Source organism: Saccharopolyspora sp. NPDC049426 (assembly GCF_040676935.1).
Taxonomy (GTDB): domain Bacteria; phylum Actinomycetota; class Actinomycetes; order Mycobacteriales; family Pseudonocardiaceae; genus Saccharopolyspora.
In genome coordinates, this window is the sequence record NZ_JBFAPZ010000005.1 from 69,524 (window position 1) to 95,946 (window position 26,423).

Genomic DNA, 26,423 nt, shown 5'->3' on the forward strand with positions numbered 1-26,423 from the left:
TGCGTGTCACGCGTTTGGGCTGGTCATGAGGGGTGTCGAGGTCTTCGTCACCTAACAGGTTCTCCCGTTAGGGGGAATTTTCGCGGTAGTGTCACTCACACCGACCGACGCCTGTTATCCGAGGGAGCCGGCATGTTCCGCAAGGTGCTCGTCGCCAACCGCGGCGAGATCGCGATTCGCGCTTTTCGCGCGGCCTACGAGTTGGGAGCGGGGACCGTTGCGGTCTTCCCGCACGAAGATCGCAACTCGCTGCACCGCCTGAAAGCCGACGAGTCGTACGAGATCGGCGAACCCGGCCACCCGGTCCGGGCCTACCTGTCCGTCGACGAGATCATCAAGGCCGCGCGCCAGGCGGGAGCCGACGCGGTCTACCCGGGCTACGGCTTCCTCTCGGAGAATCCCGAGCTGGCCAAGGCATGTCACGAAGCAGGCATCACGTTCGTGGGTCCGCGCCAGCAGATCCTGGAGATGACCGGCAACAAGGCCACCGCCGTGGCAGCCGCGCGCGAGGCCGGCGTACCGGTGCTGGACTCCTCGGCCCCCTCCCGGGACATCGACGAACTGCTGTCGGCCTCCGAGCAGATGACCTTCCCGGTCTTCGTCAAGGCCGTCGCCGGTGGTGGCGGTCGCGGCATGCGCCGCGTCGACGACCCCGCCGGGCTGCGCGAAGCGCTCGAAGCCGCCATGCGCGAAGCCGAGTCCGCCTTCGGCGACCCGACGGTGTTCCTGGAGCAGGCCGTGGTCAACCCGCGGCACATCGAGGTCCAGATCCTCGCTGACAGCCACGGCAACGTCGTGCACCTCTTCGAGCGCGACTGCTCGGTGCAGCGGCGCCACCAGAAGGTCATCGAGATCGCCCCGGCTCCGAACCTCGACCCGCAGCTGCGGGAGCGGATCTGCGCCGACGCGGTCGCGTTCGCCCGCAAGATCGGCTACGTCAACGCCGGAACCGTCGAGTTCCTCGTCGACGAGCGCGGCAACCACGTCTTCATCGAGATGAACCCGCGCATCCAGGTCGAGCACACGGTCACCGAAGAGGTCACCGACGCCGACCTGGTCCAGTCGCAGCTGCGCATCGCCGGTGGCGAGTCGCTGGAGGACCTGGGCATGACCCAGGACAAGATCCAGCTGCGCGGTGCCGCCCTGCAGTGCCGCATCACCACCGAGGACCCGGCCAACGGGTTCCGCCCCGACACCGGGATGATCAGCGCCTACCGCTCGCCGGGCGGCGCGGGCATCCGCCTCGACGGCGGCACCGCCTTCGCCGGCACCAGCATCAGCGCGCACTTCGACTCGATGCTGGTCAAGCTGTCCTGCCGGGGCCGCGACTTCCAGATCGCGGTGGGCCGCGCCCGCCGCGCCCTCGCCGAGTTCCGGATCCGCGGTGTCTCCACGAACATCCCGTTCCTGCAGGCGGTGCTCGACGACGCCGACTTCGCCGAAGGTCGCGTCACCACCTCGTTCATCGACGAGCGCCCGCAGCTGCTCACCGCCCGGCACTCCGCCGACCGCGGCACCCGGCTGCTCAACTACCTCGCCGACGTCACCGTCAACCGGCCCAACGGGCCGCGTCCGAGCGCGGCCGACCCGAGCTTCAAGCTCCCCGAGGTCGACCTGACGACCACCCCGCTGCCCGGCTCGAAGCAGAAGCTCACCGAGCTCGGCCCGGAGGGCTTCGCGCGCTGGATGCGCGAGGCCAACAACGTCGGCGTCACCGACACCACGTTCCGCGACGCCCACCAGTCGCTGCTGGCCACCCGAGTGCGCAGCAAGGACCTGCTGGCCGTCGCGCCGCACGTGGCGCGGATGACGCCGGACCTGCTGTCGGTCGAGTGCTGGGGCGGCGCCACCTACGACGTCGCGCTGCGGTTCCTCGCCGAGGACCCGTGGGAGCGGCTGGCCAAGCTCCGCGAGGCCATCCCCAACATCTGCCTGCAGATGCTGCTGCGCGGCCGCAACACCGTCGGCTACACGCCGTACCCGACGGAGGTGACCGAGCACTTCGTGCAGGAGGCCACCGACACCGGCATCGACATCTTCCGGATCTTCGACGCGCTCAACGACGTCGAGCAGATGCGCCCGGCCATCGAAGCCGTGCGCAACACCGGGAAGTCCGTCGCCGAGGTCGCGCTGTGCTACACCGCTGATCTGTCCAATCCGGACGAGAAGCTGTACACACTGGACTACTACCTGCGGCTCGCCGAGCAGATCGTCGATGCGGGCGCGCACGTGCTGGCCATCAAGGACATGGCGGGGCTGCTGCGCGCGCCGGCGGCGGCGAAGCTGGTCTCCGCGCTGCGGGACGAGTTCGGCCTCCCGGTTCACCTGCACACCCACGACACCGCGGGCGGGCAGCTGGCCACCTACATGGCCGCCATCCAGTCCGGTGTGGACGCCGTGGACGCGGCGACCGCGTCGATGGCCGGAACCACCTCGCAGCCCGCGCTGTCCTCGCTGGTCGCCGCGACCGACTACACCGAGCGCACCACCGGTCTGGACCTGCAGTCCGTGTGCGACCTGGAGCCCTACTGGGAGTCGGTCCGCAAGATCTACCAGCCCTTCGAGGCGGGCCTGGCCTCGCCGACCGGCCGGGTGTACTCCCACGAGATCCCCGGCGGTCAGCTGTCCAACCTGCGCACCCAGGCGGTCGCGCTCGGTCTCGGCGACAAGTTCGAGGAGATCGAGGCCATGTACGCGGCGGCCGACCGGATCCTCGGCCGGCTGGTCAAGGTCACCCCGTCCTCCAAGGTCGTCGGTGACCTCGCCCTGCACCTGGTGGGTGCGGGCGTCGACCCGGCCGACTTCGAGGCCGAGCCGCGCAAGTTCGACATCCCCGACTCGGTGATCGGCTTCCTGCAGGGCGAGCTGGGCGACCCGCCGGCCGGCTGGCCGGAGCCGTTCCGCACCCGCGCGCTGGAAGGCCGCACCACCACCCGCAAGATCGCCGACCTGTCCACCGAAGATCGCGACGGGCTGGTCAACGACCGGCGCAACACGCTCAACCGGTTGATGTTCGCCAAGCCCACCAAGGAGTTCCAGGACCACCGCGACGCCTACGGCGACACCTCGCTGCTGCGCAGCAAGGACTTCTTCTACGGCCTCAAGCCGGGGGAGGAGTACTCGGTCGACCTGGAGCCCGGCGTGCGGCTGCTCATCGGGCTGGAAGCGATCAGCGAACCCGACGAGCGCGGCATGCGCACCGTGATGGCGGTGCTCAACGGGCAGCTGCGACCCATCCAGGTGCGCGACCGCTCGGTGGCCAGCGATCTGCCGGTCGCGGAGAAGGCCGACCGCTCGCACCCGGGCCACGTCCCCGCCCCGTTCGCCGGTGTGGTCACCCTCGCGGTCGCCGAAGGTGACGCCGTCGAGTCGGGCCAGACGGTCGCGACGATCGAGGCGATGAAGATGGAGGCCGCCATCACCGCTCCGCAGAGCGGGCAGGTCAAGCGCCTCGCCATCGGTGCGGTGCAGCAGGTCGAGGGTGGAGACCTCATCATCGAACTCGGCTGACCCACCCACGCCGGACCCCTGGAACGGGCCGCCCTTCTCCGGAAGGGCGGCCCGTTCTTCATCCGATGCGGTGAAAGCGTGGCCGACTGGCAACAGGATCGCGACGGGCGCCCGTGTTTCCGGTAGCCAGTGAGCCGCAGCTGAACACTTGGGGGTCGTCATGCGGAAGTGGTTCTCGTCGAGCGCGTGGGTGCTCGTGGCCGCGGGATTGGTCGCAGCGAGCGGTGCGGCCACCGCCGACGTGCAGCGGATCGACTGGCACAACGCCGAATTCGAGGTGCCGCAGGTGGGATCCTGCCCCAAGCAGGTGGTTTCGTTCACCGGCGGCGCCGGTGAGGCCGGAGACCGGGTCTACCGCTTCACCCCGGACAAGCCGATCGGCCACGTCGACGTCACCGGCGAAGGGGTCGAGGACGCCCTGATCCTGATCGAGTGCGGGCCGCGGGACGCCGAGTACTCCCGTGCGCTGATCGGCGTGACCACGGACCCGGGCGGCACCGCGCCGCGCACGCTGGGAACCGTGGTCAGCCCACCGGTGTGGACCCAGGTACCGGAGGAGTTCCAGATGTTCCACCACGACATCGCCGTGCGGATCAACGACTTCGACACCGGGCAGGGGCACACCGAGCACTACCGCTGGGCCTCGTCGGCCCAGGCGTTCGTCCGGATCGACGGTCAGTAACCGGCCTCCGACCAGGACGCCAGGACACCGGTGACCTGTTCGCGCTGCTGCGAGGACAGGCCACCGGCCGGTGGCCGGACCCCTGCGTCGCACAGCCCCTGCTGGGCCAGGGCCTCCTTGACCACCGCGACGTTGCAGGCGGTCGCGTCCTCGGCCCGCATCTTCTCGAACGGGGAGATCAGCGACCACAACCGCCGGATCTCCGCCTGGTCGCCGCTGCGCAGGGCCGACAGGTAGTCCAGGGAGAGCCTCGGCGCGACGTTCACGCCGCCCGAGGTGAAACCGGCCGCGCCCAGCGGCCAGAACGACGGCGCCCACCGCTCGGCGAGCCCGCAGGACCAGGCCACCCGGTCGGCGCCGAGCGCGGCGCAGATCTCGCCGAAGCGCAGCGGATCGGCGACCGCGTACTTGATGCCGACCACGTTGGGGCACGCGTCGAACAGCGAGCCCAGCGCGTCGGCGCCGATGCGGGAATCCTTGACGTAGAGCACGAAACCGAGCCCCGGCGCGGACTGCGCGATCAGCCGGTTGTAGGCCGCCCACCCGGCCACCGACTGGTGTGGGTGCACCGGCTGGTGCAGCATCGCCAGCGGTGCGCCGAGCTGCTGCACCGCCACGGCCATGTCCTGGGCGGTGGCGATGTCGTAGCCGATGCCGGGCATCACCACCGAGCCTCCGGCGGCGGCCATCGTGACCTCGTTGGCCCGCTGCCACTCCTGGCGGGACAGCGCGTAGAACTCGCTGGTGTTGCCGTTGGGCGTGATCACGTGGACTCCGGCCGCACCCATCCGCGCCACGATCGCCTCGTAACCGGACCAGTCGGGTCCGCCCGTGCCGTCGAACGGGGTCACGGTGATCGCGGTGACCCCGCGCAGCGCATCGACGCTGGTGGACATCCTCGCCTCCGCTCGCGTCAGTGGATCGCCGGTTCGGGCGCGCCGCCGGTGCCTTCGAGGAAGTCGAAGTCGCAGCCCTTGTCGGCCTGGGTGATGTGCTGGGCGAACAACTTGCCGTAGCCGCGCGAGAAGACCGGCTCCGGCCGCGTCCACCCGCCACGCCGGCGTGCCAGCTCCTCGGCGTCGACGTGCAGGTCGAGCCGGCGTCCGGGCACGTCGAGCTCGACGACGTCGCCGTCGCGCACCAGCGCCAGCGGCCCGCCCGCGACCGACTCCGGCGCCACGTGCAGCACACAGGTGCCGTAGCTGGTGCCGCTCATCCGCGCGTCGGAGACCCGGACCATGTCCGAAACACCTCGTCGCAGAAGCTTCTTCGGGATCGGCAGCATGCCCCACTCCGGCATGCCCGGCCCGCCCAGCGGGCCCGCGCCGCGCAGGATCAGCACCGAGGTCTCGTCGACGTCGAGGTCGTCGGCGTCGATGCGGGCCTCCATGTCGTCGTAGGAGTCGAACACGATCGCCCTGCCCCGGTGCCGCAGCAGTTCCGGGCTGGCCGCGCTGGTCTTGATCACGCAGCCGTCCGGCGCCAGCGAGCCGCGCAGCACCGCCAGCCCGCCCTGCTCGGTCAGCGGGGCGTCGCGGCGGCGGATCACGTCGGTGTCGTGGATCTCGGCGCCGACGAGGTTCTCGCCGAGCGTGCGGCCGTTGACGGTGATCGTGTCGCGGTGCAGCAGCTCGCCGAGCTCGGCCATCAGCCCGCGCAGCCCGCCCGCGTCGTAGAAGTCCTCCATCAGGTACTCGCCGGACGGCCGGATGTTGGCCAGCGCCGGGACCGCGCGGGACCAGTCGTCGAAGACCTCCAGCGGCAGGTCGACCTCGGCGCGACCGGCCATCGCCACCAGGTGGATGACCGCGTTCGTGGAGCCGCCCATCGCCATCACCACCGCGATGGCGTTCTCGAACGCCTCCCGGGTCAGGATCTCCCGCGGCGTGACGTCCTCCCAGACGAGGTCGACGATCCGGCGTCCGGTGGCCACCGCGAGCTGCGGGTGGTGGGAGAACGCGGCGGGGACCGAGGATCCGCCGGTCAGCGTCAGCCCCAGGGCCTCGGCGGCTGCGGTCATCGTCGAGGCGGTGCCCATCGTCATGCAGTGGCCCGGTGAGCGGGCGATGCCGTCCTCGATCTCGCCCCACTCCTGCTCGCCGAGGGTTCCCGCGCGGCGCTGCGCCCAGTACTTCCAGGTGTCCGAGCCGCTGCCGAGGGTCACGCCCTTCCAGCGGCCCTTGAGCATCGGTCCGGCGGGAAGGAAGATCGAGGGCACGTCGACGCTGGTCGCGCCCATGATCAGACCCGGGGTGGTCTTGTCGCAGCCGCCCATCAGCACGCAGCCGTCGATGGGGTACGAGCGCAGCAGCTCCTCGGTCTCCATCGCGAGCATGTTCCGGTAGAGCATCGTGGTCGGCTTCTGGAACGGCTCCGACAGCGACATCGCCGGCAGCTCCAGCGGGAACCCGCCCGCCTGGTGGACGCCGCGCTTGACGTCCTCGGCGCGCTCCCGGAAGTGCGTGTGGCACGGGTTGATGTCGCTCCAGGTGTTGACGATGCCGATCACCGGCTTGCCCGAGTAGTCCTCGGCGTCGAAGCCCATCTGCTTGGCGCGGGACTTGTGCCCGAACGAGCGCATGGTGTCCACGCCGAACCAGCGGTGACTGCGCAGCTGCTCGGCGGTGAGCCTGGGACGGGACATGCCGGCGAGCCCCCTTTCCGATGTCTGGAACTTCGTCGTTCGCGTGACTTGACTGGTCGGTGTCGTGAGCGGACCGGGTGTTGCGGCTGCGGTATATGATATCTCAGAGATCCGACGATGCGAAGGGTCGAAGATGGTGGACACCTCGGTCAAGGCTCACGATCCGCTGCCGGAGCGCACCCTGCTGGCGTTGCGCCACGCCAGCACGGCGACCATCACCACGCAGCTGCTCTCGCGCGGTCTGCGCAACCAGTTCATGCAGGGCCTGCGGGCGCTGAACCCGGCGCAGGTGAACATGGTCGGCGTCGCGTTCACCCTGCGCTACATCCCGGCGCGGGAGGACGTCGACGTGCTGTCGGTGTTCCAGGACTACGACCACCCGCAGCGCAAGGCCGTGGAATCGGTGGGCAGTGGCGAGGTCCTGGTCATCGACTCGCGCGGGCAGCAGCGCGCCGCCTCGCTCGGCCACATCCTGGCGACCCGGCTGCTGCACCGCGGCTGCGCGGGAGTGGTGACCGACGGCTCGGTGCGCGACTCGGACGGCTTCGCGACGCTGGAGATGCCGACGTTCGCGATGAGCCCGTCCGCCAACACCAACCTGATCCAGCACCACGCGGTGGACATGCAGGTGCCCATCGGCTGCGGCGAGGTCGCGGTCTACCCGGGCGACGTGCTCGTCGGCGACTCCGACGGCGTCGTGTGCCTCCCCCGTCACCTGGCCGAGGAGGTCGCCGAAGCCGCTGCCGCGCAAGAACATCTGGAAGCCTTCGTCCTCTCCAAGGTGGAATCCGGTAGTCCGCTGCGCGGGACGTACCCGCCTGACGAGGCCACCCGTGCCGAGTACGAGTCGTGGGCCGCCGAAAACCATTGGAGGTGACCGATTTGTGGTCCGACGCAGGTGCGAGCAGGAGCGAGGTGCGGGTTTCCGCCGAGGCGGTGCGCACGCTGATCATCGACGTCCTCGCCGCGTGGGGCATGGACCACGACCTGGCCGAGACCACCGCCGAGGTGATGGCCGAGACGGACCTGGCGGGCATCGACTCGCACGGCGTGTCGATGCTCATGACCTACGAGCAGTTCCGCGCCGAGGGCAGGATCGACCTGCGCGCCAGGCCCACCGTCGTGCGCGAGAACGCCGCATCGGCGCTGGTCGACGCCCACGGCGGCATCGGGCATCCGGCCGGTGAGTTCGCCATGCGGATGGCCATCGACAAGGCGAAGGCCGGCACCGTCGGCGTGGTCTCGGTGGTCAACTCGCACCACTTCGGCGCGGCGGGTCACTACGCCGAGATGGCCGCGAGGCAGGGGCTGGTCGGACTGGTCACCAGCTCGGCGAACCTGCCCGCTTCGCCGCCGACGGGATCGGTGGTGCCGATGCTGGCCACCAACCCGATCGCCTTCGCCGCGCCGGCCCGGCGCAATCCCCACTTCCTGCTCGACATCGCCACCACCACGGCCGCCGTCAACAAGGTCAAGGTCTACGACTTCCACGACGAGCCCCTCCCCGAAGGCTGGGTGGTCGACGACGCCGCCCAGCCGGTGACCGACGCGCGCCGGGCGCTCGGCATTCTCCGCAACGACGACGTCGGCGGCCTCACACCGCTCGGCGGAACAGCGGAAATGGGTTCGCACAAGGGCTACGGGCTGAGCATGATGGCCCACGTCCTGGCGGCCACGCTGTGCGGCGGCGCGTTCCCGGCGAGCCGGAAACCCGAGGACCCGCACAACATCGGGCACTTCTTCCTCGCCGTGGACCCGGGCGGGTTCCGCCCACCCGGTGAGTTCGAAGACGACCTCGACGACGCCATCGACCGGCTGCACGCAACACCACCGCTGAACCCGGACGAACCCGTTCTGGTGGCGGGAGATCCGCAGTTCGCCTCACGAGAAGTGCGCTGCCGAGAAGGGATTCCGATGCCTGACACCCTCGTCGAGCAGCTGCGCGGCGTCGCCCGACGCGCGGGAGTGGAGTCAGCTCTCTAAGAAGTCCGCCAGCCGTGCGTCGGCGGTGAGCACGTCGGGATCGATGCGCACGTCCAGCACGCACGGCCGGTCCTCGCCCAGCGCGCTCCTGATCGCTGGTTCCAGCTGGTCGCGCGTGTCGACGGTGTGCCCGGCGGCGCCGAGGCTCCGCGCCCAGCCCGCGAAGTCCACCGCACCGATGCCCACCGCGGACATCGGGCGGTTGCTCTTGACCTGGTGCAGCGCGATCGTGCCGTACAGGCCGTTCTGGAACACCACCACGACCACGGGCGCCTCGTGCCGCACGGCCGTTTCGATCTCCTGGCCGGTCATCAGCGCGCCGCCGTCGCCGACCATCGCGAGCACGGTGCGCTCCGGTGCGACGAGCTTCGCCGCCACCGCCGAGGGGACGGCGTAGCCCATCGCCCCGTTGCACGGGCCGAGCTGCGTGCGCGGCTCGGTGAAACACCAGTAGCGGTGCGCGAAACCGGAGAAGTTGCCGGCGTCGTTGGTGACCACCGCGTCGCGCGGCGCGAGCCGCCGCAGCTCGCGCACCACCTCGGTCGGGTGCGGCGCGGAGGTGGAGTCGAATTCCGGTGGGGCCATGAACTCGCGCACCGCCGCGTGGGCGGTCGACCAGTCACGCCGCCGACCCGGGGTCCTCGCGCGCAACTCGGCGAGCGCCGATGGCGGCAGCCGCAGGTGGTCCTGCTCGGGCAGCGGGAACCGGAAGCCCTGGCTGGTCACCTCGTCGAGCCGCATGCCCACCGACAGCACCACGTCGGCGTTCTCCAGCGCCTTGATCTGCGCGTCCGGCACCGACAGGCCGAGGTGCCCGGCGAAGTTCGGGTGGTCCTCGGGGAAGGAGTCCTGCCGCCGGAAACCGGTGTACACCGCGAGCCCGAGCTCCTCGGCGGTCGCGACGAGCTCGCGATGGCTCGCGGGATCACGTGCTCCGGTGATCACCACGGGGCTGCGCGCGGCACCGAGCCGTTCGGCCGCAGCGGCGACGTCGGGTGCCTCGGCGGGCGACGGCTCGGGGACCGGCAGCGGGCCGGGGAAGGGCTCGTCCCAGAAGTCGCTGGGCACCGCCACCACCGCCGGCCCCGGGCGCGGGCCGGTCGCCCGCGCGAGCGCCTCGGCGACCGCGCCCGGGACCTCGGCGGCGGAAGCGGGTTGCGCTGACCAGTTGGCCAACGGGGCGAACATCGCCGCGAGGTCGACCTCCTGGAAGCTCTCCATGCCCAGCTTGGTGGAGGGGACCTGGCCGAGCAGCACCACCATCGGGGTGTGGTCCTGCCGGGCGGTGTGCACGCCGATGGACAGGTTGGTCGCGCCGGGGCCTCGACTGGCCATCGCCACGGCGGGGACGCCGCGCAGCTTGCCGCACGCCTCGGCCATGAACGCCGCGCCGCTCTCGTGCCGCGTCGAAACCAGCGTCAGCTCCGGGGTTTCGGCGAACGCGTCGAGCAATCCCAGGAACGATTCTCCGGGCACGGTGAAGCCGTGTTCGACTCCCGCGTCGGCGAGCACGCGGGCCACGGCCTGGGCGACTGTACGCATGGGGTTCCTCGCAGCTGTCCGATCCGTTGGCGATGTTGGTATATCATACGTCAAGCCGACAGCCACGTGCGGAATCCGCTGGTCGCCCGGGTGTGTCGGAACGGCTTGATATATCATCGGAGGTGTGACACAGCTGGCCAGTGATTCCTCCGGACTGCGTCCCCTCAGCGGGCCCGCCAGCCGCACCGACCTGGTCGCGGACTCCATCCGCAACGCGATCCTGGCCGGCGAGCTGCGCCCAGGCGAGACGCTGGTCGAGCGGCGCCTGTCGGAACTGCTCGGAGTGTCGAAGACACCCGTGCGCGAGGCCCTGATCGGCATGGCCCATACCGGTTTGGTCACGGTGGTGCCGAACAAGGGCATCACCGTCCGCAAGCTCTCGCTCGAAGACGTCCGCAAGGTCTACGAAGTCCGCAGGTTGCTCGAACCGTGGGCGGCGAAGATGACCACCCTCAGCGGTGCGCCCGACGTGGTCCGTCGCGCGCAGGACGCGCTCAACGAGGCCGCCGGGCTGCTCAGCGCGGGCGACAACCACGCGCTGAGCATGGCCAACCGCCGCTTCCACCGGTCGCTGTACTCCGGCTGCGGCAACGTCCTGGTCATCGACCAGCTCGACGACCTCCAGGACCTCACCGCGCTGGGCGTGGTGAACTTGCTGTGGGACCGCTGGCCGACCTGGCGCGAGGAGTTCGTCGAGCACGCCGAGATCCTGGCCGCCGTCCACGACGGCAACGCCGACGAAGCCGAACGCCTCGTGGGCGAGCACGTCCAGCAGTCCCTGACCAACCTCGAATCGGCCGAGAAGTCCGAGTCCTGAGGGGTTTTCCGAGCCGCGCGCTGCGCGGTGGCGCCGTGCGGACCGCTCAGGCACCACCGCGCAGCACGAGCCGCGCTCAGAACATCGGCTTCTGCTCGTCCAAGGGCTTGACCTGCACCACGAAGGCGTAGAAGAACGCGCCCAGCACGCACATCGCCCCGGCGAACACCAGCGGCCACACGTAGGCGAACTGCCCGGTGCCCAGCAGGAACCCGATCACGATCGGCCCGATGATCCCGCCCAGCTGCGAACCGAAGTTCTGCACGCCGGTCAGCGACGCCACGTTGCGCGGTGTCGGGGCCACGTCCGCCGGGAGCGACAGCAAGGCGCCCGTGGACACCGCCGCGCTGCAGTAGGAAACGGTGAGGAACACCAGCGCCCACGCCGGATTCGGCGCGATCGAGGCCAGTGCGATCGTCGACGCACCGACCATGCCGATCACCAGCGGGATCTTGCGGGCCATCGGAAGCGGAGTCCCGCGCCGCACCAGCCAGTCGGAGAACAACCCGCCCAGCCAGTTCGCCACCATCGCCGCCAGACCCGGGATCGCCCCGAACAGGCCCAGTTCCAGCAGCGAGAATCCCTGCTGGTTGACCAGGAAGTCCGGGTACCAGGTGATGAAGAAGTAGATGATCACACCCCGGCAGGTGTAGCCGGCCACCAGCGCCCAGGTCGTCGAGTAGCGGAACAGGTCGCGCCACTTCATCGGCTGCTTGCCCGCGTCGCCGAGCTCCTTCTCCTCGGTGCGGCCGCCGCCCTTCTCGATGTAGTCCACCTCGGCCTGGTTGGCCCACTTCTGCTTGCGCGGCGAGCGGTAGATCAGCAGCCACGCGACGACCCACACCAGGCCCAGCGCTCCGGTGACCACGAACGAACCGCGCCATCCGACCAGCGCGATCAGCAACGTCACCAGCGGGACCGACAGCGCGCTGCCGAACTCCGAGCCGGTGTCGAAGATGGATGACGCGAACGCCCGCTCCTTGCGCGGGAACCACTCCGACACCACCCGGGCGTTGGCCGACTGCACCGGGGCCTCGCCGATGCCCAGCGCCAGCCGGCAGCCGATCACCCCGGCGAATCCCCTGGTGAGCGCGGTGGCCGCGGTGCCGATCGACCACCACACGACCGCGATCGCGTAGAGCGCTCGTGGTCCGTAGCGGTCGACGAGCCAGCCTCCCGGGAGCTGGAATATCGCGTAGGTCCAGAAGAACGACGACAGCATGACGCCCTTGAGCTCGTCGGAGAACTGGAGCTCCTGCTGCATGGAATCGCTTGCGACGCTGAGGTTCGCGCGGTCGATGTAGGCGATGGCGGTGGCCAGGGCGACCAGGATGACCATCAACCACCGGATCTGGGACCGCTTGCCGGCGGACTGCTTCGGGGTCGCAGTGGACATGGCGGGTTCGTGCATGCAACCACCCCGTCGTGACGCATGATATCTCATATCCCACGCTAGGTGACCTGCGTTACAGGGTCAACAGCTCTTCTCGCTCAGCGGAGAGCCCGCGCGCAGGAGGGAGCGACCCGCCGTCGGCCCGACGGGTCGCCTCCGGTGTCAGCTGGGCCGGATCGCCGTGAGCAGCTGGGTGGCTCGGCTGAGGGCGACGTACAGCGCCCGCCGGCCGGTGGTCGATTCCGCGGCGAGGCCGTCGGGGTCGACGACCGCCACCGCGTCGTACTCCATGCCCTTGGAATCGAGGCTGCCGACCACCCTGAGCCTGGGGTCGTCCACATCGGACAGCCAGGCCCGCACCTCGTCCCTGCGGTCCATCGTGGTGATGACGCCGATCGTGCCCTCCGCCCGCTCCAGCAGGTCGCAGGCGGCGTCCCGGGTCGCCGCCGCCAGCTGGTCCACCGGGACCTCGCGCACGTCCGGCTCGACGCCCGTGGTGCGCACCGCCGTCGGCAGGTCGTCCGGGTTGACCAGATCGCGAACCGCGTCCGAGGCGTAGTCGAAGATCTCCGCCGAGTTCCGGTAGTTGGTGCGCAGCGTGAACTTTCGGTGCGTGCGCTGCTCGCTGAGCGCCTCCTCGCGCGCGGTCGCGGCCTCGGCCGGATCCGGCCAGGAGGACTGCACCGGGTCGCCCACGATCGTCCAGCTCGCGTGCCTGCCGCGACGGCCGACCATCCGCCACTGCATCGGGGAGAGGTCCTGCGCCTCATCGATCACCACGTGCGCGTACTCGTCGTAGTTGACGGCGCGGCGCGGCTGCTCCGCCTCGGGCTCGGCCCGGCGGGGGCGCTTCGGCGGCGGGCCGATCAGCATCCGCAGCTCGTCGATCAGCGCGATGTCGGCCACCGTCCACTCGGAGACCGCCGACTCGGTGAGGGCCGCCCACGACTTGGCCAGCAGGTCGACCTCCTCGGCCGCCAGCAGCCGTCGGGCCGCGCGGGCCAGCCGTTCCGGATCGGACAGCCAGCGCAGCACCTGCATCGGGTACAGCGCGGGCCACCAGGCGACCAGGAACCGGTGGAACTCGATGCGCTCGCCGATCTCGCTGATCAGCTGGTCGCGGTCCGGCTGGAAATCGCCGCCGGCCAGGCCCCGGGCCTGCTGCCAGAGGGCTTCCAGCAGCGCGTCGGCGGCCTTCATCCGGGTCTTGTTCGGCTGACCGCCCTTGTTGTGCAAAGTGCGGCGGATCCGCTTGAGGTCGTCGGCCTCCAGCTTGAGCACCGTGCCCCGGTAGAACAGCTGCAACGAGTCCGGGGCGTCCGGCGGAGGCAGGCGCAGCGCGCGACGCAGCACCTTGACCATCCGCGACGAGCCCTTGACCTCGGCGGTGCGCGGATCGTCGACCCTCGCGGCGCTGATGCCGTCGAGCACCTCGCCCAGGGCGCGCAGCTCCACGTTGTGCTCGCCCATCGACGGCAGCACCCGCGAGATGTAGCTCATGAACACCGGCGACGGGCCGATGACCAGCACGCCAGGCCCGCCGAGCCTGCGCTGCTCCCGGTACAGCAGGTAGGCGGCGCGGTGCAGCGCGACGGCCGTCTTGCCGGTGCCGGGACCGCCGGTGATCTCGGTGACGCCGCTCTCCGGAGCCCGGATCGCCTCGTCCTGCTCCTTCTGGATGGTGGCCACGATGTTGCGCATCGTCTCGCCGCGCGAGCGGGTCAGCGCCGCCATGAGCGCGCCGTCGCCGATCACCCGCATGTCGGACGGTGCCCGGTCCGGGTCGAGCAGGTCGTCGGAGACGTCCACCACCTGCTCGCGCGAGCAGCGGATCACCCGGCGTCGGATCACGTCCTGCGGGTGCTCGGGAGTGGCCTGGTAGAAGGCGGCGGCCAGCGGGGCGCGCCAGTCCACCAGCAGGTTGTCGAAGCGCTGGTCGCGGATGCCCAGCCGGCCGATGTGCACGGCGTCACCGGTGCCGAGGTCCAGGCGCCCGAACACCAAGCCCTCGGACTCGGCGTTGAGCGCCTGCAACGTCCGGTTGGCGTGGTGCAGCATCACGTCCCGCTCGTTGAGCGCTTCGGGCGTGGCCTCCCGGCCGTACTCGTAGCTCTTGTCGCGCATCGCCTCGGCTTCGGAGCGCAGCTCGTCGAGCCGGGCGTACACGCGGTCCACGTGCTCCTGCTCGACCGCGATCTCGGCCTGCTTTTCGGATGCTTCGGACACCTGTGACTTTCTCCCGGTCTGGCGCGGTGGGCAGACCCAACAGAGTACGCGCGATGCCGCACCGCCCGACGTGTCCCGCCTGCCGTCGAGGCCGGTTCGCGGGCGTAAGATGCGCGGTGGCGGCGGACCCGCGAAACACCTGCCCACCAGCGGTGCGCGACCATGTCCCGGTGACGCGGATCGTGGCGGGGAGTGCGGGCGGGCGACGCCTGGAAGTGCCCCCGAAGGGAACCAGGCCGACCTCCGAGCGGGTGCGCGAGGCGCTGTTCAACTCGCTGGAGACGATGCTCGACATCGACGGCCTCCGCGTGCTCGACCTCTACGGCGGTTCCGGAGCGCTGGGGCTGGAAGCCCTCTCCCGTGGCGCGGGGCACGCCACGTTCGTCGAATCCGACCGCCGCGCCGCGCAGATCCTCAAGCGCAACGCCACCACCCTGGGATTCCGCGACGTGCGGGTCGAGCAGGCCAAGGCCGAGACGCTGACCGCTGCGGCGACCGCCGAACCGTTCGACGTGGTCCTGGCCGACCCGCCCTACGACCTGCCCGGTGACCTGCTGCAACGCGTGCTGGACGGGCTCGTCGCCAACGGCTGGGTCGGTCCGGGCAGCGTGGTGATCGTCGAACGCGCGGTCCGCAGCGGCGACCCGGACTGGCCCGCCCCGCTGGAGGCGCTGCGATCCAAGCGCTACGGGGACACGTCGGTGCACTGGGCCGTGATCGAACAGCGGTGAGCCAGGACACGTCGACCTGGGGGGTTCCCGTTCCGGCTGCTAACGTCCCAGCACATGAGGCGTGCGGTATGTCCAGGTTCTTACGACCCCGTCACCAACGGTCATCTGGACATCATCGAGCGAGCGTCCGGCCTGTTCGATGAGGTCGTCGTCGCGGTGCTGATCAACAAGAGCAAGAAGGGCTTGTTCTCCGTTGACGAGCGCCTCGAAATGCTGCGCGAGGTCACGGCCCAGTGGCCCAACGTGCGCATCGACTCCTGGCACGGCCTGCTGGTCGACTACTGCAAGGCCAACGAGATCGGCGCGATCGTCAAGGGCCTGCGCGCCGTCAGCGACTTCGACTACGAGCTGCAGATGGCGCAGATGAACCAGCAGCTGTCCGGGGTCGAGACCATGTTCATGTCGACCAACCCGCTCTACAGCTTCCTGGCGTCCTCCCTGGTCAAGGAGGTCGCCACCTACGGCGGCGACGTCTCCAACCTGCTCCCGCCGAAGATCGAGCAGCGGCTGCGCGAGCGCATCGCCGAGAACGGTTAACCTCCGCAACATCACCAGGTCACGCGAATTTCTGTGAATCTTGCGCGGTTTCCTTCGGGTTCCCGCCATTTCCGCAGGGTGACGGCCTACCGCGGTTAGCGTGATCGACATGATGAAGTCAGTGCAGATCCTGCTGGCCGCCCTGCTCGCCGTGGCGGGGCTCGTCGGCTTCCAGTCCAGCGCCTTCTCCGCAACCCCCGCCCCGGCCGCCGTCGCGCAGGCCGAGTGCGGTGACACCGCCGGGTTCGACCAGGTCACCCTGTCGTCCCTGCCGCCCGAAGCCGCCGAGACGGTCGAGCTCATCAAGGCCGGCGGCCCCTTCCCGTACCCGGAGGACGGCCAGACCTTCGGCAACCGCGAAGGGCTGCTGCCCGACTGCGCGGACGGGTACTACAAGGAGTACACCGTGGAGACCCCGGGCAGCGACGACCGCGGCGCCCGCCGCTTCGTGGTCGGCGAAGCCGGTGAGTTCTTCTGGACAGAGGACCACTACGAAAGCTTCGCCATCACCGACATCAATGCTTGATTCTCGTTCTCCGCAGTCGATTTGCTGATCGGTGCGGGTAGCGGAACCTGAGACGCCGTCTGGACTGCGGGTGCCACTCCTGATGTATGTCCAATACACGGCGGAGTGGCCGTCCTCGCCAGACGACGTCTCAGAACCCGCGGCGGTGCGAGTTGCTCAGGTGGTGAATGAGAAAGCACCTCCGGTGCTTGCCTGACGTGAACGAGGGAACCTCCCTTCCACTCCTGTGGTCGGGAGGTTCCCTTTTCGTTCGTGCGCGAACGGTGGCTTGACACGCGGATGGCGGATTTCCCCCGCGTACGGGGGTCGCGCAGGCAGACTGTGAGGGGAACGGCCCGTGATCGGCATCGCGCGGCGTTCTGACATGCTTGAGCGGCGCGGCGCTGAACGACTGCAGGGAGATCATGGTGTACCGGGTGTTCGAGGCCCTCGACGAGCTGGTCACGATCGTCGAAGAGGCGCGTGGCGTCCCCATGACCTCGGGTTGTGTGGTGCCCCGCGGTGACGTGCTGGAGCTGCTCGACGACGTGCGGGACGCGATCCCGCAGGAGCTCGACGACGCCCAGGACGTGCTGGACCACCGCGACGAGGTGGTCACCAAGGCGCAGACCGAGGCCGACAAGTCGGTCGCCGAGGCCAGGAGCGAGGCCGAGCGCACCATCGCCGAGTCCCGGGCCGAAGCGGAGCAGCTGCTCACCGAGGCCCGCGAGCAGGCCGATCACCTGCTCTCCGACGCGCGGGGCCAGGCCGAGCAGGCCGTCACCGCGGGCCGCCGCGAGTACGAGGACTACATCAGCCGCGCCCAGTCGGAGTCCGACCGGATGGTGCAGGCCGGGCGCGCCGCCTACGAGCAGTCGGTGCACGAGGGCAAGACCGAGCAGGCCCGCCTGGTCACCGACACCGAGGTCGCGCAGGCCGCCAGCGCCGAGGCCAAGCGCATCGCGGAGGAGGCCCACGAGGAGGCCGAGCGGCTGCGCAGCGAGTGCGACGCCTACGTCGACTCCCGCCTGGCCGACTTCGAGGACCTGCTCAGCCGCACGCTGCGCACGGTCGGCAAGGGCCGTCAGCAGCTGCGCAGCCCGATGGGCGCGCCCTTCGACTACGAGGAGTGGCAGCCCTCGGCGGGCGCTAACTGAGCTGTCCCTCGCGCCGGCCTCGGAACCGCCTTGAACAGGGGCTGGTGTCGTTCGCGGCCGGACGTCACGTAGGCTGGGAGGGCTGACTTGCGGTGCAGTGCCCGATGCGTCGTGGTCCGTTCCCGAGATCAGCGAAACGCCCATTCACCAAGCACTGAAATTCGTGATGTCTCAGAGCCATGAAACGCGCAATGCGCAAGCCGGCCCGTGGGTGATCGACACCCGGGAGATCGGCCACCGGGCCGGTAGCAGCCGTGCCTACACGCGCAAGGCCCCGGCGCCCGCCGGCTTCGGGCTCGACATGATCAAGGTGCCCGAGGGCGAGCCGGTGGAGCTTGATCTGCTGGCCGAGTCCGTGGTGGAGGGCGTGTTGGTGTCGGGCACGGCGGTGGCCCAGCTGACCGGCGAGTGCGTCCGATGCCTCGACCCGGTCTCCGAGGAGATCGAGATCGAGGTGCGGGAGCTCTTCGCGTACCCGGACAGCGCGACCGACACCAGCACCGATGACGACGAGGTCGAGCGGGTCGTGGACGACCTGATCGATCTCGAACCGGTGGTGCGGGACGCGATGTTGCTGTCGCTTCCCTCGGCACCGGTGTGCTCGCCGGACTGCCAGGGGCTGTGCTCCGGGTGCGGCGTGAAGTGGGCCGAACTCGCCCCCGAGCACACGCATGAGACCATTGATCCTCGCTGGGCCGCACTTCAAGAGCGGCTCGGCGGTACCGAAGAGGAGAAGTAGTCGTGGCCGTCCCGAAGCGCAAGATGTCCCGGGCCAACACCCGTCACCGCCGTTCGTCGTGGAAGACCTCGGCGCCGACGCTGGTCGAGTGCTCGAACCGCTCCTGCCGTGAGCAGAAGCTGCCGCACGTCGTCTGCCCGGCCTGCGGTCAGTACGACGGCCGTCAGGTCGTTCAGCCGGCCTGAGCGGCGGTCACGTAGTGGGGGGAAAGCAGTCGAGGGCCCGTCAAGTGGATCGGGCTCCGTTGTTGGCAGCGCTCGGCGTCGAACTGGACGCCGAGCTGCTCACCCTTGCCCTCACCCACCGTTCGTACGCGTACGAGAACGGCGGTCTTCCGCCGAACGAGCGGCTGGAGTTCCTCGGCGACGCGGTGCTCGGACTGGTGATCACCGATCACCTCTACAACGAGCACCCGGACCTGCCGGAGGGACAGCTCGCGAAGCTGCGCGCCAGCGTGGTCAACATGCACGCGTTGGCCGGGGTGGCCCGCGGGCTCGGTGAGGGCGGACTCGGCGAGTACCTGCTGCTGGGTCGTGGCGAGGAGCTCACGGGGGGCCGTGACAAGGCGAGCATCCTCGCGGACGGCTTGGAGGCGGTGCTCGGCGCCGTCTACCTGGCCGAAGGCATCGACGTCGCGCGCGGCGTGGTGCACAAGCTCTTCCAGCCGTTGCTGGCCGAGGCTCCGCAGCGCGGAGCCGGTCTGGACTGGAAGACCAGCCTCCAGGAACTGACCGCCTCCGCGGCACTCGGCGTGCCCGAGTACCGCGTCGAGGAAGAGGGCCCTGATCACCGCAAGGAGTTCAGCGCTTTCGTGGCGGTCGGTGGCCAGACCTACGGGCGCGGCGACGGCAGCACCAAGAAGGAAGCCGAGCAGAAGGCGGCCGAAGCGGCTTGGCGCCAGCTCAACGAGCAGGTCAACTCCGTTCAGGCCGAGGACTCGGCGGACTCCGCATCGTGAGTCGGTCGGTTCGATCGCGAACCGACCGTGACGAAGGGACATGATCAAGGGCTCGGCCCTGGATCATGTCCCTTTTTCACGCCCGCCTCCAGGCGCGTTCCGGGCGTGGGTGAGGATGTGTTCGTGCCTGAGTTGCCCGAGGTCGAGGTGGTCCGCCGCGGTGTTTCCGATCATGCGGTGGGACGGAAGCTCTCCAGCGTCGAAGTGCTGCACCCGCGTGCCGTCCGCCGTCACGTGCCCGGCGCGCAGGACCTCGCGGCCAGACTCGCCGGGAGGGTGCTGACCGCGGCCCGGCGGCGTGGCAAGTACCTGTGGGTCGAACTCGGCGACGGCCCCGATGAGACCGACGGCGAAGCGGTGGTCGTGCACCTGGGCATGAGCGGGCAGCTGCTCGTGCAACCCACCGACGCGCCCGACGAGAAGCACCTGCGGGTGCGGATGCGCTTCGCCGACGGTGAGTCCGAGCTGCGGTTCGTCGACCAGCGCACCTTCGGCGGCCTGCAGTTGGCCGAACTCGTCGAGGTGGACGGCGTGGCACTGCCCCGACCGGTCGCGCACATCGCACCCGACCCGCTGGAGCCGGTGTTCGACCTGGCCAGGCTGACCGACCGGCTGCGCGGTCGCCGCACCGGCATCAAGCGCGCACTGCTCGACCAGAGCCTGGTCTCCGGCATCGGCAACATCTACGCCGACGAAGCCCTGTGGCGGGCGAAGCTGCACTGGGCCCGCCCGACCGCGACCATGACCCGCCCCAAGGTCCGCGAACTGTTCGAGGCCGTCACCGACGTCATCGGTGAAGCGCTGCACGCGGGTGGCACTTCGTTCGACGCGCTCTACGTCAACGTCAACGGCGAATCGGGCTACTTCGACCGCTCGCTGGCGGTCTACGGCCAGGTGGGGAATCCCTGCCCGCGTTGCGGAGCCTCCATCCGCCGCGACCCGTGGATGAACCGCTCCTCCTACACCTGCCCGGTCTGCCAGCCGAAACCGCGCAACGCGCACGTGTGAGCCGCGCCGCGTCCACTTCGGACGGGCTGTCGCGAGGTGGACCACCGCGATCACGAGAACACCCGCAGCATCGTGGTGTTGAACGCCAGGCCCACCGCGCACATCGGCGGGCGGGCTTTCCCGCCACGAGAACCGCGTGACTCGCCCCCACATCCGCCGGGCGAAGCCGCTCCCAGCTGATTCCCAGCTTCCGCCAACGGCGCTCGCACCTGCGTCCGGCTTGATGGATGCCGAACCGGATGAGAGGTGGGTGGGAGATGAGTGCCGTGCCGCAGCTCGGCGCCGAGACAGCGCAGCGCGCGTCGAACCGGACCGCGACCGTCGACGTGGTGATCCCGGTCCACAACGAGGAACGTTCCCTTCCCGGATGCCTGGAAGTGCTGAGCGGGTACCTGGGCGAAGGGTTCCCCTTCTCGTGGTCGATCACCGTCGTCGACAACGCCAGCACGGATTCGACCCTGGAGGTGGCGCACCGGCTGGCCCGGAAGATGCCCCGCGTGCGGGTGTTGCACCTGGACCGCAAGGGTCGCGGCTTGGCGTTGCGCGCCGCGTGGGGGTACAGCGACGCCGACGTCGTGGTCTACATGGACGTGGATCTGTCGACGGGGCTGGACGCCCTGCTGCCGCTGGTCGCGCCGCTGGTCAACGGGCACTCCGACCTGGCCATCGGATCCCGGCTGGCACCGGGTGCGCGGACCGTGCGCGGCGGGAAGCGGGAGATGATCTCGCGCGGGTACAACAAGATGATCAGGTGGACGCACGGCGCGCGATTCACCGACGCCCAGTGCGGTTTCAAGGCGGCCCGCACCGAGATCATCCGTCCGCTGCTGCGGCAGGTGGCCGATGATTCCTGGTTCTTCGACACCGAACTGCTGCTGCTGGCCGAGCACAACGGCCTGCGAGTGCACGAGGTGCCGGTGGACTGGGTCGAAGACGTCGACACCCGGGTGAACGTGCTGCGCACGGCGACCGACGACGTCGCGGGGCTGGTCCGGGTCGCGCGCGCCAAGATCACCGGCACCGCGCGGGTCCCCGGCCTGCCGCGACGTCCCGAGCCACGGGCCGCGCACCCGCAAGCGGTGCTGGCCAGGCGGGAGAACGGCCTGCTGTGGCAGCTGGTCTCCTTCGGCGTGATCGGGTTGGTGTCCACGGTGCTCACGTCGGTGCTGTACGCGCTCTTGCGCGGTTGGTGGCCGCCACTGCTGGCGAACCTGGTCGCGCTGACCGTCACGACGGTGTGGAACACCGAGGCCAACCGGCGCTACACGTTCCTGCAGCAGCGCGGCTCGTCCGGTCGGGTGCACGTCCAAGGGCTGGTCGTGTTCGCGCTGTACTACGTGGTGACCTCCGGCGCGCTGCTCGGGTTGCACGCCTGCGCCGCGGATCCGTCGCGCTGGCTGGAGGTCCTGGTCCTCGTTCTGTCCTCAGTGGTCGGAACCGCTCTGCGGTTCGTGCTGCTCCGCTCGTGGGTCTTCGCGGGCCCGGCCGAGGAAGAGGAAGTGTCATGATCGCAGTCGTAGAGGCCGTGCCGGATCGAACGCGCGACGATGAGCCGTCGCTGCGGTCTCGGCTCGCGCTCGCGGGGACCTGCGCGCTCGCGGCCGTGCTCCACCTCTGGGGCATCGGGAGCTCGTGGGGCAACGGCTACTACTCGGCGGCCGTGAAGTCGATGTCGGCGAGCTTCGAGGCCTTCTTCTTCGGGTCGTTCGACGCTGCCGGGGTTGTCACCGTCGACAAGCCGCCGATGGCCCTGTGGTTGCAGGTGCTCTCGGTGAAGATCTTCGGGTTCACCCAGTTCGCCGTGCTGTTCCCGCAGGTCGTGTGCGGTGTCGCGGCCGTGTTCCTGCTGCACCGGACGGTGCGGAGGTGGGCGGGGGACAGCGCCGCGCTGATCGCGTCGCTGGTGCTGGCGCTGAGCCCCATCACGGTGCTGATCAACCGGGACAACAACCCGGACACGCTGCTGGTGCTGCTGGTGGTGGTCGCCGCGTACGCGCTGACGCGGGCGCTGTCAGACCGCCGCTCGACCGGCTGGATCGCGCTGGCCGCGTTCCTGGTCGGTTGTGGATTCATGACCAAGATGTTGCAGGCGTGGATGGTGCTGCCCGCGTTCGTCGCGGCCTACCTGGTGGGCAGCCGCAACGGCTGGGGGCGCAAGGCCCTCGACCTCGGCGTGGCGGCCGTGGTGCTGATGGTGAGCTCGTTCTGGTGGGTCGTGGCGACCGAGTTGTGGCCTTCGCCCAAGCCCTACATCGGTGGCAGCACCGACGGTTCGGCGTGGGACCTGATCTTCGGCTACAACGGCTTCGGCCGGATCCTCGGTGAAGGTTCGGGCCGGGCCGGCGGGCCCGGCGGGGGTGGACCCGGAGGTGGCGGCGGGTTCTCCGGAAACGCCGGCGTGCTGCGGATGTTCAACGAGCAGCTGGCCGGTCAGATCAGCTGGCTGCTGCCGCTGTGCGCGTTGGTGCTGGTCACGATGCTGGCGCTGGGGGTTCGGCACTGGCGAGCGGGAGGTTCCCCTCATCGCGAGCTCACCGCGGGCTGGGTGCTGTGGGGCGGCTGGCTGGTCGTCATCGGCGTGATGTTCAGCTTCGCCCAGGGCATCATGCACCCCTACTACACGACGATGCTGGCGCCCGCGGTCGGCGCGGTGGTCGGGGCCGGGCTGGTCCGGTTCTGGCGGTGGTACCGGCAGCCGGGCGGGAAGGCCTGGCTGCTGCTGCCCACCGGTGTCGCGATCACCGTCGCCTGGGCGATGGCCGTCGTCGCGCGGGACCTGAGCTGGCACCCGTGGACCGGCTACCTGGCGGTGGGTCTGGGAGCGCTGGCGCTGGTGGTGCTGGTGATCGGTCGTCGTGGTCGCGCGGGTCTGGCCGAGGCCGGGTTCGTGCTGGCGCTGACGGCGATGCTCACCGTGCCCGCGACCTGGTCGGCGATCGGAGCCGTCGGCGGCAGCAGCGGGATGATGGGCGGCGCCAACCCGATGGCCGGACCGCAGACGTCGATGGGCGGTCCCGGCGGCCGTATGCCGGGCATGAGCGGGCAGGCGCCTCCGGGCATGAGCGGCCAGGTGCCTCCCGGGATGCCCGGTGATCAAGGTCGGGGAGGCATGGGCGGTGGCCCGGGTGGTGCCTCGCTGAGCGCCGACCAGCAGAAGATCGTCGACCACGTGAAGGTCAACGCGGGTGACGCGCAGATCCCCTTGGCGGTGGAGGGCGGCGCGAACGGCGCGTCGAGCTTCATCATCAACACCGATCTGACCGTGGTCGGCATGGGCGGTTTCATGGGATCCGATGACGCACCGTCGGTCGCCCGGCTCACCGAGTGGAAGCAGAGCGGCCAACTCGGCTTCGTCCTGCTGGGCGGCGGACCGGGCGACACGATGCGCGCCCACGACGCCCAAGCCCAGCAGGGGCGGGGACAGCGGCAGGGCGGCGATCGGGCCGGTTCCGGGATGCAGATGCCCGGGGGCGGTCGAGGTGGCCAGGCGGCAACGGATCGGGAGAACTGGGTGAAGCAGAACTGCACCCTCGTCGACCCCGTCACCTACGGCGGCTCGGCCGACTCCTCCCAGCAGCTCTACCGCTGCGGATGACCCGGGTCACCGCCGTAATCCGGTCATGGTTACGGCGGATCACGGCGGTGTTCGGGGGACGGATTACTCCCGTGATCGGGGGACGGAATACGGGAGTAATCCGGTCACCGATCACGGGGGTGGGGTGGGACACGGGGGTGGGCTTTCAGCGGGTTTCCAGGGTTTTCCCAGGGAGGTGGGTGATGCTGGAGGACGTGGTGGACAGCAGTGGTGCGCGAGTGCTCGTCGTGGACGACGAGCCCAACATCCTGGAACTGCTGGCCGCGGCCTTGCGCCTCAGCGGGTTCGAGGTGCGCGGGGCCGCGACCGGTGCGGAGGCGCTGCGCGCGGCGGCCGAGTTCCACCCGGACATCGTCGTGCTGGACGTGATGCTTCCCGACCGCGACGGGTTCTCCGTCGCCACCGAGCTGCGCGGCGGCGGCAGCACCGTCCCGGTGCTGTTCCTCACCGCGCGCGACGCGGTGGAGGACCGCATCGCCGGCCTGACGGCGGGCGGTGACGACTACGTCACCAAGCCGTTCAGCCTGGACGAGGTCGTCCTGCGGCTGCGCGCGATCCTGCGGCGCGTCCGTCCCGAGCAGGACGACAGCGCCAAGCTGCGCTACCAGGACCTGGAACTCGACGAGGACACCTACGAGGTCCGCCGGGCCGGGCAGCTGGTGAGCCTGTCGCCGACCGAGTTCAAGCTGCTGCGATACCTGCTGATCAACGCCGAGAAGGTGGTCAGCAAGGTGCAGATCCTGGACCGGGTGTGGAACTACGAGTTCGGCGGCGATTCGCGGATCGTGGAGTCCTACATCAGCTACCTGCGGCGCAAGGTCGACTCGGTGTCGCCGTCGCTGATCCACACCATCCGCGGCGTCGGCTACGTGCTGCGACTCCCTCCGGAGAACCGATGAGGTTCGTGCGCACGCTGCGCGGACGTCTGGTGCTCGTGCTGGTCGGGGCGCTGGTCGTGGGTCTGCTGCTGATGGGGTTCACCAGCGTCGCGCTGCTGAACCGCTCCCTGGTGGAGCGCACCGACGACCGGCTCGCCGAGATGTCGATGCCCTGGGAGGAAGGGCGCATGCCGCCCCCGGACCCGACGCACCGGCATCCCGAGGGCCCCGGCAGGGGAGACCTGCCGACCGACTTCCGCGTGCTGATCTTCGACTCCAACGGCAGCCAGGTGGGGGGAACCCTCGGCGCGGCCGAGAATGAGCCGGGAGGTCCCCTTCTGCGCAACCCGGAGCGCGGACCGGCGGTCGGCACGGTCCCGGATCGGGCGGGCGGTTCGGACTGGCGGGTGCGGCGCGTTCAACTGCCGGACGGCCGCAACGTGGTTCTGTCGTTGTCGCTGGGCACCGCGCAGGCGACGGTGCAGCAGCTGGTGGTCATCGAGCTGGTGGTCGGTGGGCTGGTGCTGCTGGTGCTGGCGCTGGCCGCTGCGGGAACGGTCCGGCTCAGCCTGCGCCCGCTGGCGCGCATCGAGGACACCGCCGACGCCATCGCCGCGGGTCAGCTCGATCGCCGGGTTCCGGATCAGGATCCGCGCACCGAGACCGGCCGCCTCGGCGAGGCGCTGAACACGATGCTGGGCAGGCTGACCGACGCGCTGCAGCAGCGGGAGCGCTCCGAGGACCGGCTGCGCAGGTTCGTCGCCGACGCCTCGCACGAGCTGCGGACGCCGCTGACCTCGATCCGCGGGTTCGCCGAGCTCTACCGCCGCAGCGAGGAGCACCGGCCGGAGGACGTGCGGATGATGATGCGGCGCATCGAGTCCGAGTCGGTGCGGATGGGCGGGCTGGTGGAGGACATGCTGCTACTGGCGCGCCTCGACCGGGAACGCACCATCGACCTGGTGGACCTCGACATGGTCCCGCTCGTCCGCGACGTCGTGCACGACGCCGGGGCGCGCGACCCGGACCGGGCGATCACCCTGGAGAGCCCGGACGCACTGCGGGTTCTCGGTGATGGTGCCCGGCTGCGCCAGGTGCTGACCAACCTGGTCAACAACGCCCTGGTGCACACCCCGGCCGGTTCGCCGATCGCGGTCGAGATCGGCAACGCCGAGGTGAGCGACCGGGCCGTCGCCGCGGCGGGGGCGGACCTCCGCGACGGGACGAGGATGGTCGCGGTCTCGGTCACCGACATCGGTCCGGGGATTCTGCCGGAGCACGCGACGAGGATCTTCGACCGCTTCTACCGCGTCGACGAGGGTCGAACCCGTGCTGCCGGCGGGACCGGGTTGGGGCTGGCGATCACCGCGGCCCTGGCGCAGGCGCACAACGGTCGCCTCGAACTCCACGGCGCTCCCGGCGGCGGCAGCACTTTCCGCCTCCTGCTGCCGATCACCTGAAAGCGAGGAGGGGAGCCGCGACTCGGGTGGGGAGTGCGGCTCCCCTCCTCACGCTCAC

Annotated in this window: 22 protein-coding genes; 17 read left to right on the forward strand and 5 right to left on the reverse strand. The window is 70.0% G+C overall.

Translation table 11 applies throughout. The annotated features are described in order from the left end of the window. The first annotated feature begins 132 nt into the window (after positions 1-132). Both AB0J78_RS12105 and AB0J78_RS12110 read left to right on the forward strand, forming a co-directional pair. Positions 133-3,510 carry a pyruvate carboxylase gene (locus AB0J78_RS12105; protein WP_363788966.1) on the forward strand — a complete coding sequence of 1,126 codons (3,378 nt, stop codon included), beginning with the start codon at positions 133-135 and terminating at the stop codon, positions 3,508-3,510. 160 nt (positions 3,511-3,670) lie between these two features. Beyond that, positions 3,671-4,192 (forward strand): hypothetical protein, encoded by a 522-nt coding sequence (locus AB0J78_RS12110; protein WP_363788967.1) that lies wholly within the window; start codon positions 3,671-3,673, stop codon positions 4,190-4,192. On the opposite strand, the gene AB0J78_RS12115 is transcribed toward AB0J78_RS12110, so the two are convergent. Beyond that, positions 4,186-5,088 (reverse strand): dihydrodipicolinate synthase family protein, encoded by a 903-nt coding sequence (locus AB0J78_RS12115; protein ID WP_363788968.1) that lies wholly within the window; start codon positions 5,086-5,088, stop codon positions 4,186-4,188. The two genes, AB0J78_RS12110 and AB0J78_RS12115, sit on opposite strands and share 7 nt — an antisense overlap. A gap of 17 nt (positions 5,089-5,105) precedes the next feature. Then, positions 5,106-6,836, reverse strand: coding sequence for an L-arabinonate dehydratase (araD, locus tag AB0J78_RS12120; RefSeq protein WP_363788969.1), 1,731 nt, complete (start codon positions 6,834-6,836; stop codon positions 5,106-5,108). Between the two features lie 133 nt (positions 6,837-6,969). On the opposite strand from araD, the gene AB0J78_RS12125 reads away from it, so the two are divergent. Further along, the gene (locus AB0J78_RS12125; RefSeq protein WP_363788970.1) at positions 6,970-7,713 is read left to right on the forward strand and encodes a ribonuclease activity regulator RraA; all 744 of its coding nucleotides are present in this window, start codon (positions 6,970-6,972) and stop codon (positions 7,711-7,713) included. Then, positions 7,710-8,819 carry an Ldh family oxidoreductase gene (locus AB0J78_RS12130; RefSeq protein WP_363788971.1) on the forward strand — a complete coding sequence of 370 codons (1,110 nt, stop codon included), beginning with the start codon at positions 7,710-7,712 and terminating at the stop codon, positions 8,817-8,819. Before AB0J78_RS12125 ends, AB0J78_RS12130 begins: the two co-directional genes overlap by 4 nt. On the opposite strand, the gene AB0J78_RS12135 is transcribed toward AB0J78_RS12130, so the two are convergent. Then, the gene (locus AB0J78_RS12135; RefSeq protein WP_363788972.1) at positions 8,808-10,361 is read right to left on the reverse strand and encodes a thiamine pyrophosphate-dependent enzyme; all 1,554 of its coding nucleotides are present in this window, start codon (positions 10,359-10,361) and stop codon (positions 8,808-8,810) included. The two genes, AB0J78_RS12130 and AB0J78_RS12135, sit on opposite strands and share 12 nt — an antisense overlap. A 124-nt stretch (positions 10,362-10,485) precedes the next feature. On the opposite strand from AB0J78_RS12135, the gene AB0J78_RS12140 reads away from it, so the two are divergent. Then, positions 10,486-11,178: a GntR family transcriptional regulator gene (locus tag AB0J78_RS12140; protein WP_363788973.1), complete on the forward strand. Its 693-nt coding sequence runs from the start codon at positions 10,486-10,488 to the stop codon at positions 11,176-11,178. A 76-nt stretch (positions 11,179-11,254) separates the two neighbouring features. Here AB0J78_RS12140 and AB0J78_RS12145 read toward each other — a convergent pair whose 3' ends face one another. Together AB0J78_RS12145 and AB0J78_RS12150 are read right to left on the reverse strand one after the other, a co-directional pair. Beyond that, the gene (locus AB0J78_RS12145; RefSeq protein ID WP_363788974.1) at positions 11,255-12,589 is read right to left on the reverse strand and encodes an MFS transporter; all 1,335 of its coding nucleotides are present in this window, start codon (positions 12,587-12,589) and stop codon (positions 11,255-11,257) included. Positions 12,590-12,733: 144 nt separating this feature from the next. After that, positions 12,734-14,797: a UvrD-helicase domain-containing protein gene (locus AB0J78_RS12150; protein WP_363788975.1), complete on the reverse strand. Its 2,064-nt coding sequence runs from the start codon at positions 14,795-14,797 to the stop codon at positions 12,734-12,736. A 170-nt stretch (positions 14,798-14,967) separates the two neighbouring features. Here AB0J78_RS12150 and rsmD point away from each other — a divergent pair, with 170 nt between their 5' ends. The 12 genes from rsmD (at position 14,968) to AB0J78_RS12210 (ending at position 26,365) form a co-directional block, all read left to right on the forward strand. Beyond that, positions 14,968-15,528, forward strand: coding sequence for a 16S rRNA (guanine(966)-N(2))-methyltransferase RsmD (gene rsmD / locus AB0J78_RS12155; protein WP_132685782.1), 561 nt, complete (start codon positions 14,968-14,970; stop codon positions 15,526-15,528). A gap of 54 nt (positions 15,529-15,582) precedes the next feature. Then, positions 15,583-16,065 (forward strand): pantetheine-phosphate adenylyltransferase, encoded by a 483-nt coding sequence (coaD, locus tag AB0J78_RS12160; RefSeq protein WP_324264375.1) that lies wholly within the window; start codon positions 15,583-15,585, stop codon positions 16,063-16,065. A 109-nt stretch (positions 16,066-16,174) separates the two neighbouring features. After that, positions 16,175-16,591 (forward strand): ribonuclease domain-containing protein, encoded by a 417-nt coding sequence (locus tag AB0J78_RS12165; RefSeq protein ID WP_363788976.1) that lies wholly within the window; start codon positions 16,175-16,177, stop codon positions 16,589-16,591. Positions 16,592-16,998: 407 nt separating this feature from the next. Continuing rightward, on the forward strand, positions 16,999-17,727 hold the full coding sequence (locus AB0J78_RS12170) for a DivIVA domain-containing protein (protein WP_363788977.1): 729 nt from the start codon (positions 16,999-17,001) through the stop codon (positions 17,725-17,727). Between the two features lie 166 nt (positions 17,728-17,893). Further along, entirely contained in the window at positions 17,894-18,466 is a 573-nt protein-coding gene (locus tag AB0J78_RS12175) for a DUF177 domain-containing protein (protein WP_363788978.1), read from the forward strand. Positions 18,467-18,468: 2 nt separating this feature from the next. Then, a complete protein-coding gene (gene rpmF, locus AB0J78_RS12180; RefSeq protein WP_125091036.1) occupies positions 18,469-18,651 on the forward strand; it encodes a 50S ribosomal protein L32 in 183 nt (60 codons plus the stop codon). A 14-nt stretch (positions 18,652-18,665) separates the two neighbouring features. Beyond that, entirely contained in the window at positions 18,666-19,424 is a 759-nt protein-coding gene (gene rnc, locus AB0J78_RS12185; RefSeq protein WP_363788979.1) for a ribonuclease III, read from the forward strand. A gap of 123 nt (positions 19,425-19,547) precedes the next feature. Continuing rightward, entirely contained in the window at positions 19,548-20,432 is an 885-nt protein-coding gene (gene mutM, locus AB0J78_RS12190) for a bifunctional DNA-formamidopyrimidine glycosylase/DNA-(apurinic or apyrimidinic site) lyase (RefSeq protein ID WP_363788980.1), read from the forward strand. A gap of 257 nt (positions 20,433-20,689) precedes the next feature. Further along, on the forward strand, positions 20,690-21,940 hold the full coding sequence (locus AB0J78_RS12195; RefSeq protein WP_363788981.1) for a bifunctional glycosyltransferase family 2/GtrA family protein: 1,251 nt from the start codon (positions 20,690-20,692) through the stop codon (positions 21,938-21,940). Then, positions 21,937-24,027 (forward strand): glycosyltransferase family 39 protein, encoded by a 2,091-nt coding sequence (locus tag AB0J78_RS12200; RefSeq protein ID WP_363788982.1) that lies wholly within the window; start codon positions 21,937-21,939, stop codon positions 24,025-24,027. Before AB0J78_RS12195 ends, AB0J78_RS12200 begins: the two co-directional genes overlap by 4 nt. A 182-nt stretch (positions 24,028-24,209) precedes the next feature. After that, positions 24,210-24,926 (forward strand): response regulator transcription factor, encoded by a 717-nt coding sequence (locus AB0J78_RS12205; protein WP_363788983.1) that lies wholly within the window; start codon positions 24,210-24,212, stop codon positions 24,924-24,926. Continuing rightward, on the forward strand, positions 24,923-26,365 hold the full coding sequence (locus AB0J78_RS12210; RefSeq protein ID WP_363788984.1) for an ATP-binding protein: 1,443 nt from the start codon (positions 24,923-24,925) through the stop codon (positions 26,363-26,365). Before AB0J78_RS12205 ends, AB0J78_RS12210 begins: the two co-directional genes overlap by 4 nt. Positions 26,366-26,423 lie beyond the last annotated feature (58 nt).

What these genes read in the sequence shown, in the direction of transcription:
- AB0J78_RS12105 (WP_363788966.1), top strand. Translation starts at nt 133, where the DNA reads ATGTTCCGCAAGGTGCTCGTCGCCAACCGCGGCGAGATCGCGATTCGC.
- AB0J78_RS12110 (WP_363788967.1), top strand. Translation starts at nt 3,671, where the DNA reads ATGCGGAAGTGGTTCTCGTCGAGCGCGTGGGTGCTCGTGGCCGCGGGA.
- AB0J78_RS12115 (WP_363788968.1), bottom strand. Translation starts at nt 5,088, where the DNA reads ATGTCCACCAGCGTCGATGCGCTGCGCGGGGTCACCGCGATCACCGTG.
- araD (WP_363788969.1), bottom strand. Translation starts at nt 6,836, where the DNA reads ATGTCCCGTCCCAGGCTCACCGCCGAGCAGCTGCGCAGTCACCGCTGG.
- AB0J78_RS12125 (WP_363788970.1), top strand. Translation starts at nt 6,970, where the DNA reads ATGGTGGACACCTCGGTCAAGGCTCACGATCCGCTGCCGGAGCGCACC.
- AB0J78_RS12135 (WP_363788972.1), bottom strand. Translation starts at nt 10,361, where the DNA reads ATGCGTACAGTCGCCCAGGCCGTGGCCCGCGTGCTCGCCGACGCGGGA.
- AB0J78_RS12145 (WP_363788974.1), bottom strand. Translation starts at nt 12,589, where the DNA reads ATGCACGAACCCGCCATGTCCACTGCGACCCCGAAGCAGTCCGCCGGC.
- coaD (WP_324264375.1), top strand. Translation starts at nt 15,583, where the DNA reads ATGAGGCGTGCGGTATGTCCAGGTTCTTACGACCCCGTCACCAACGGT.
- AB0J78_RS12165 (WP_363788976.1), top strand. Translation starts at nt 16,175, where the DNA reads ATGATGAAGTCAGTGCAGATCCTGCTGGCCGCCCTGCTCGCCGTGGCG.
- AB0J78_RS12175 (WP_363788978.1), top strand. Translation starts at nt 17,894, where the DNA reads ATGTCTCAGAGCCATGAAACGCGCAATGCGCAAGCCGGCCCGTGGGTG.
- AB0J78_RS12195 (WP_363788981.1), top strand. Translation starts at nt 20,690, where the DNA reads ATGAGTGCCGTGCCGCAGCTCGGCGCCGAGACAGCGCAGCGCGCGTCG.
- AB0J78_RS12200 (WP_363788982.1), top strand. Translation starts at nt 21,937, where the DNA reads ATGATCGCAGTCGTAGAGGCCGTGCCGGATCGAACGCGCGACGATGAG.
- AB0J78_RS12205 (WP_363788983.1), top strand. Translation starts at nt 24,210, where the DNA reads ATGCTGGAGGACGTGGTGGACAGCAGTGGTGCGCGAGTGCTCGTCGTG.
- AB0J78_RS12210 (WP_363788984.1), top strand. Translation starts at nt 24,923, where the DNA reads ATGAGGTTCGTGCGCACGCTGCGCGGACGTCTGGTGCTCGTGCTGGTC.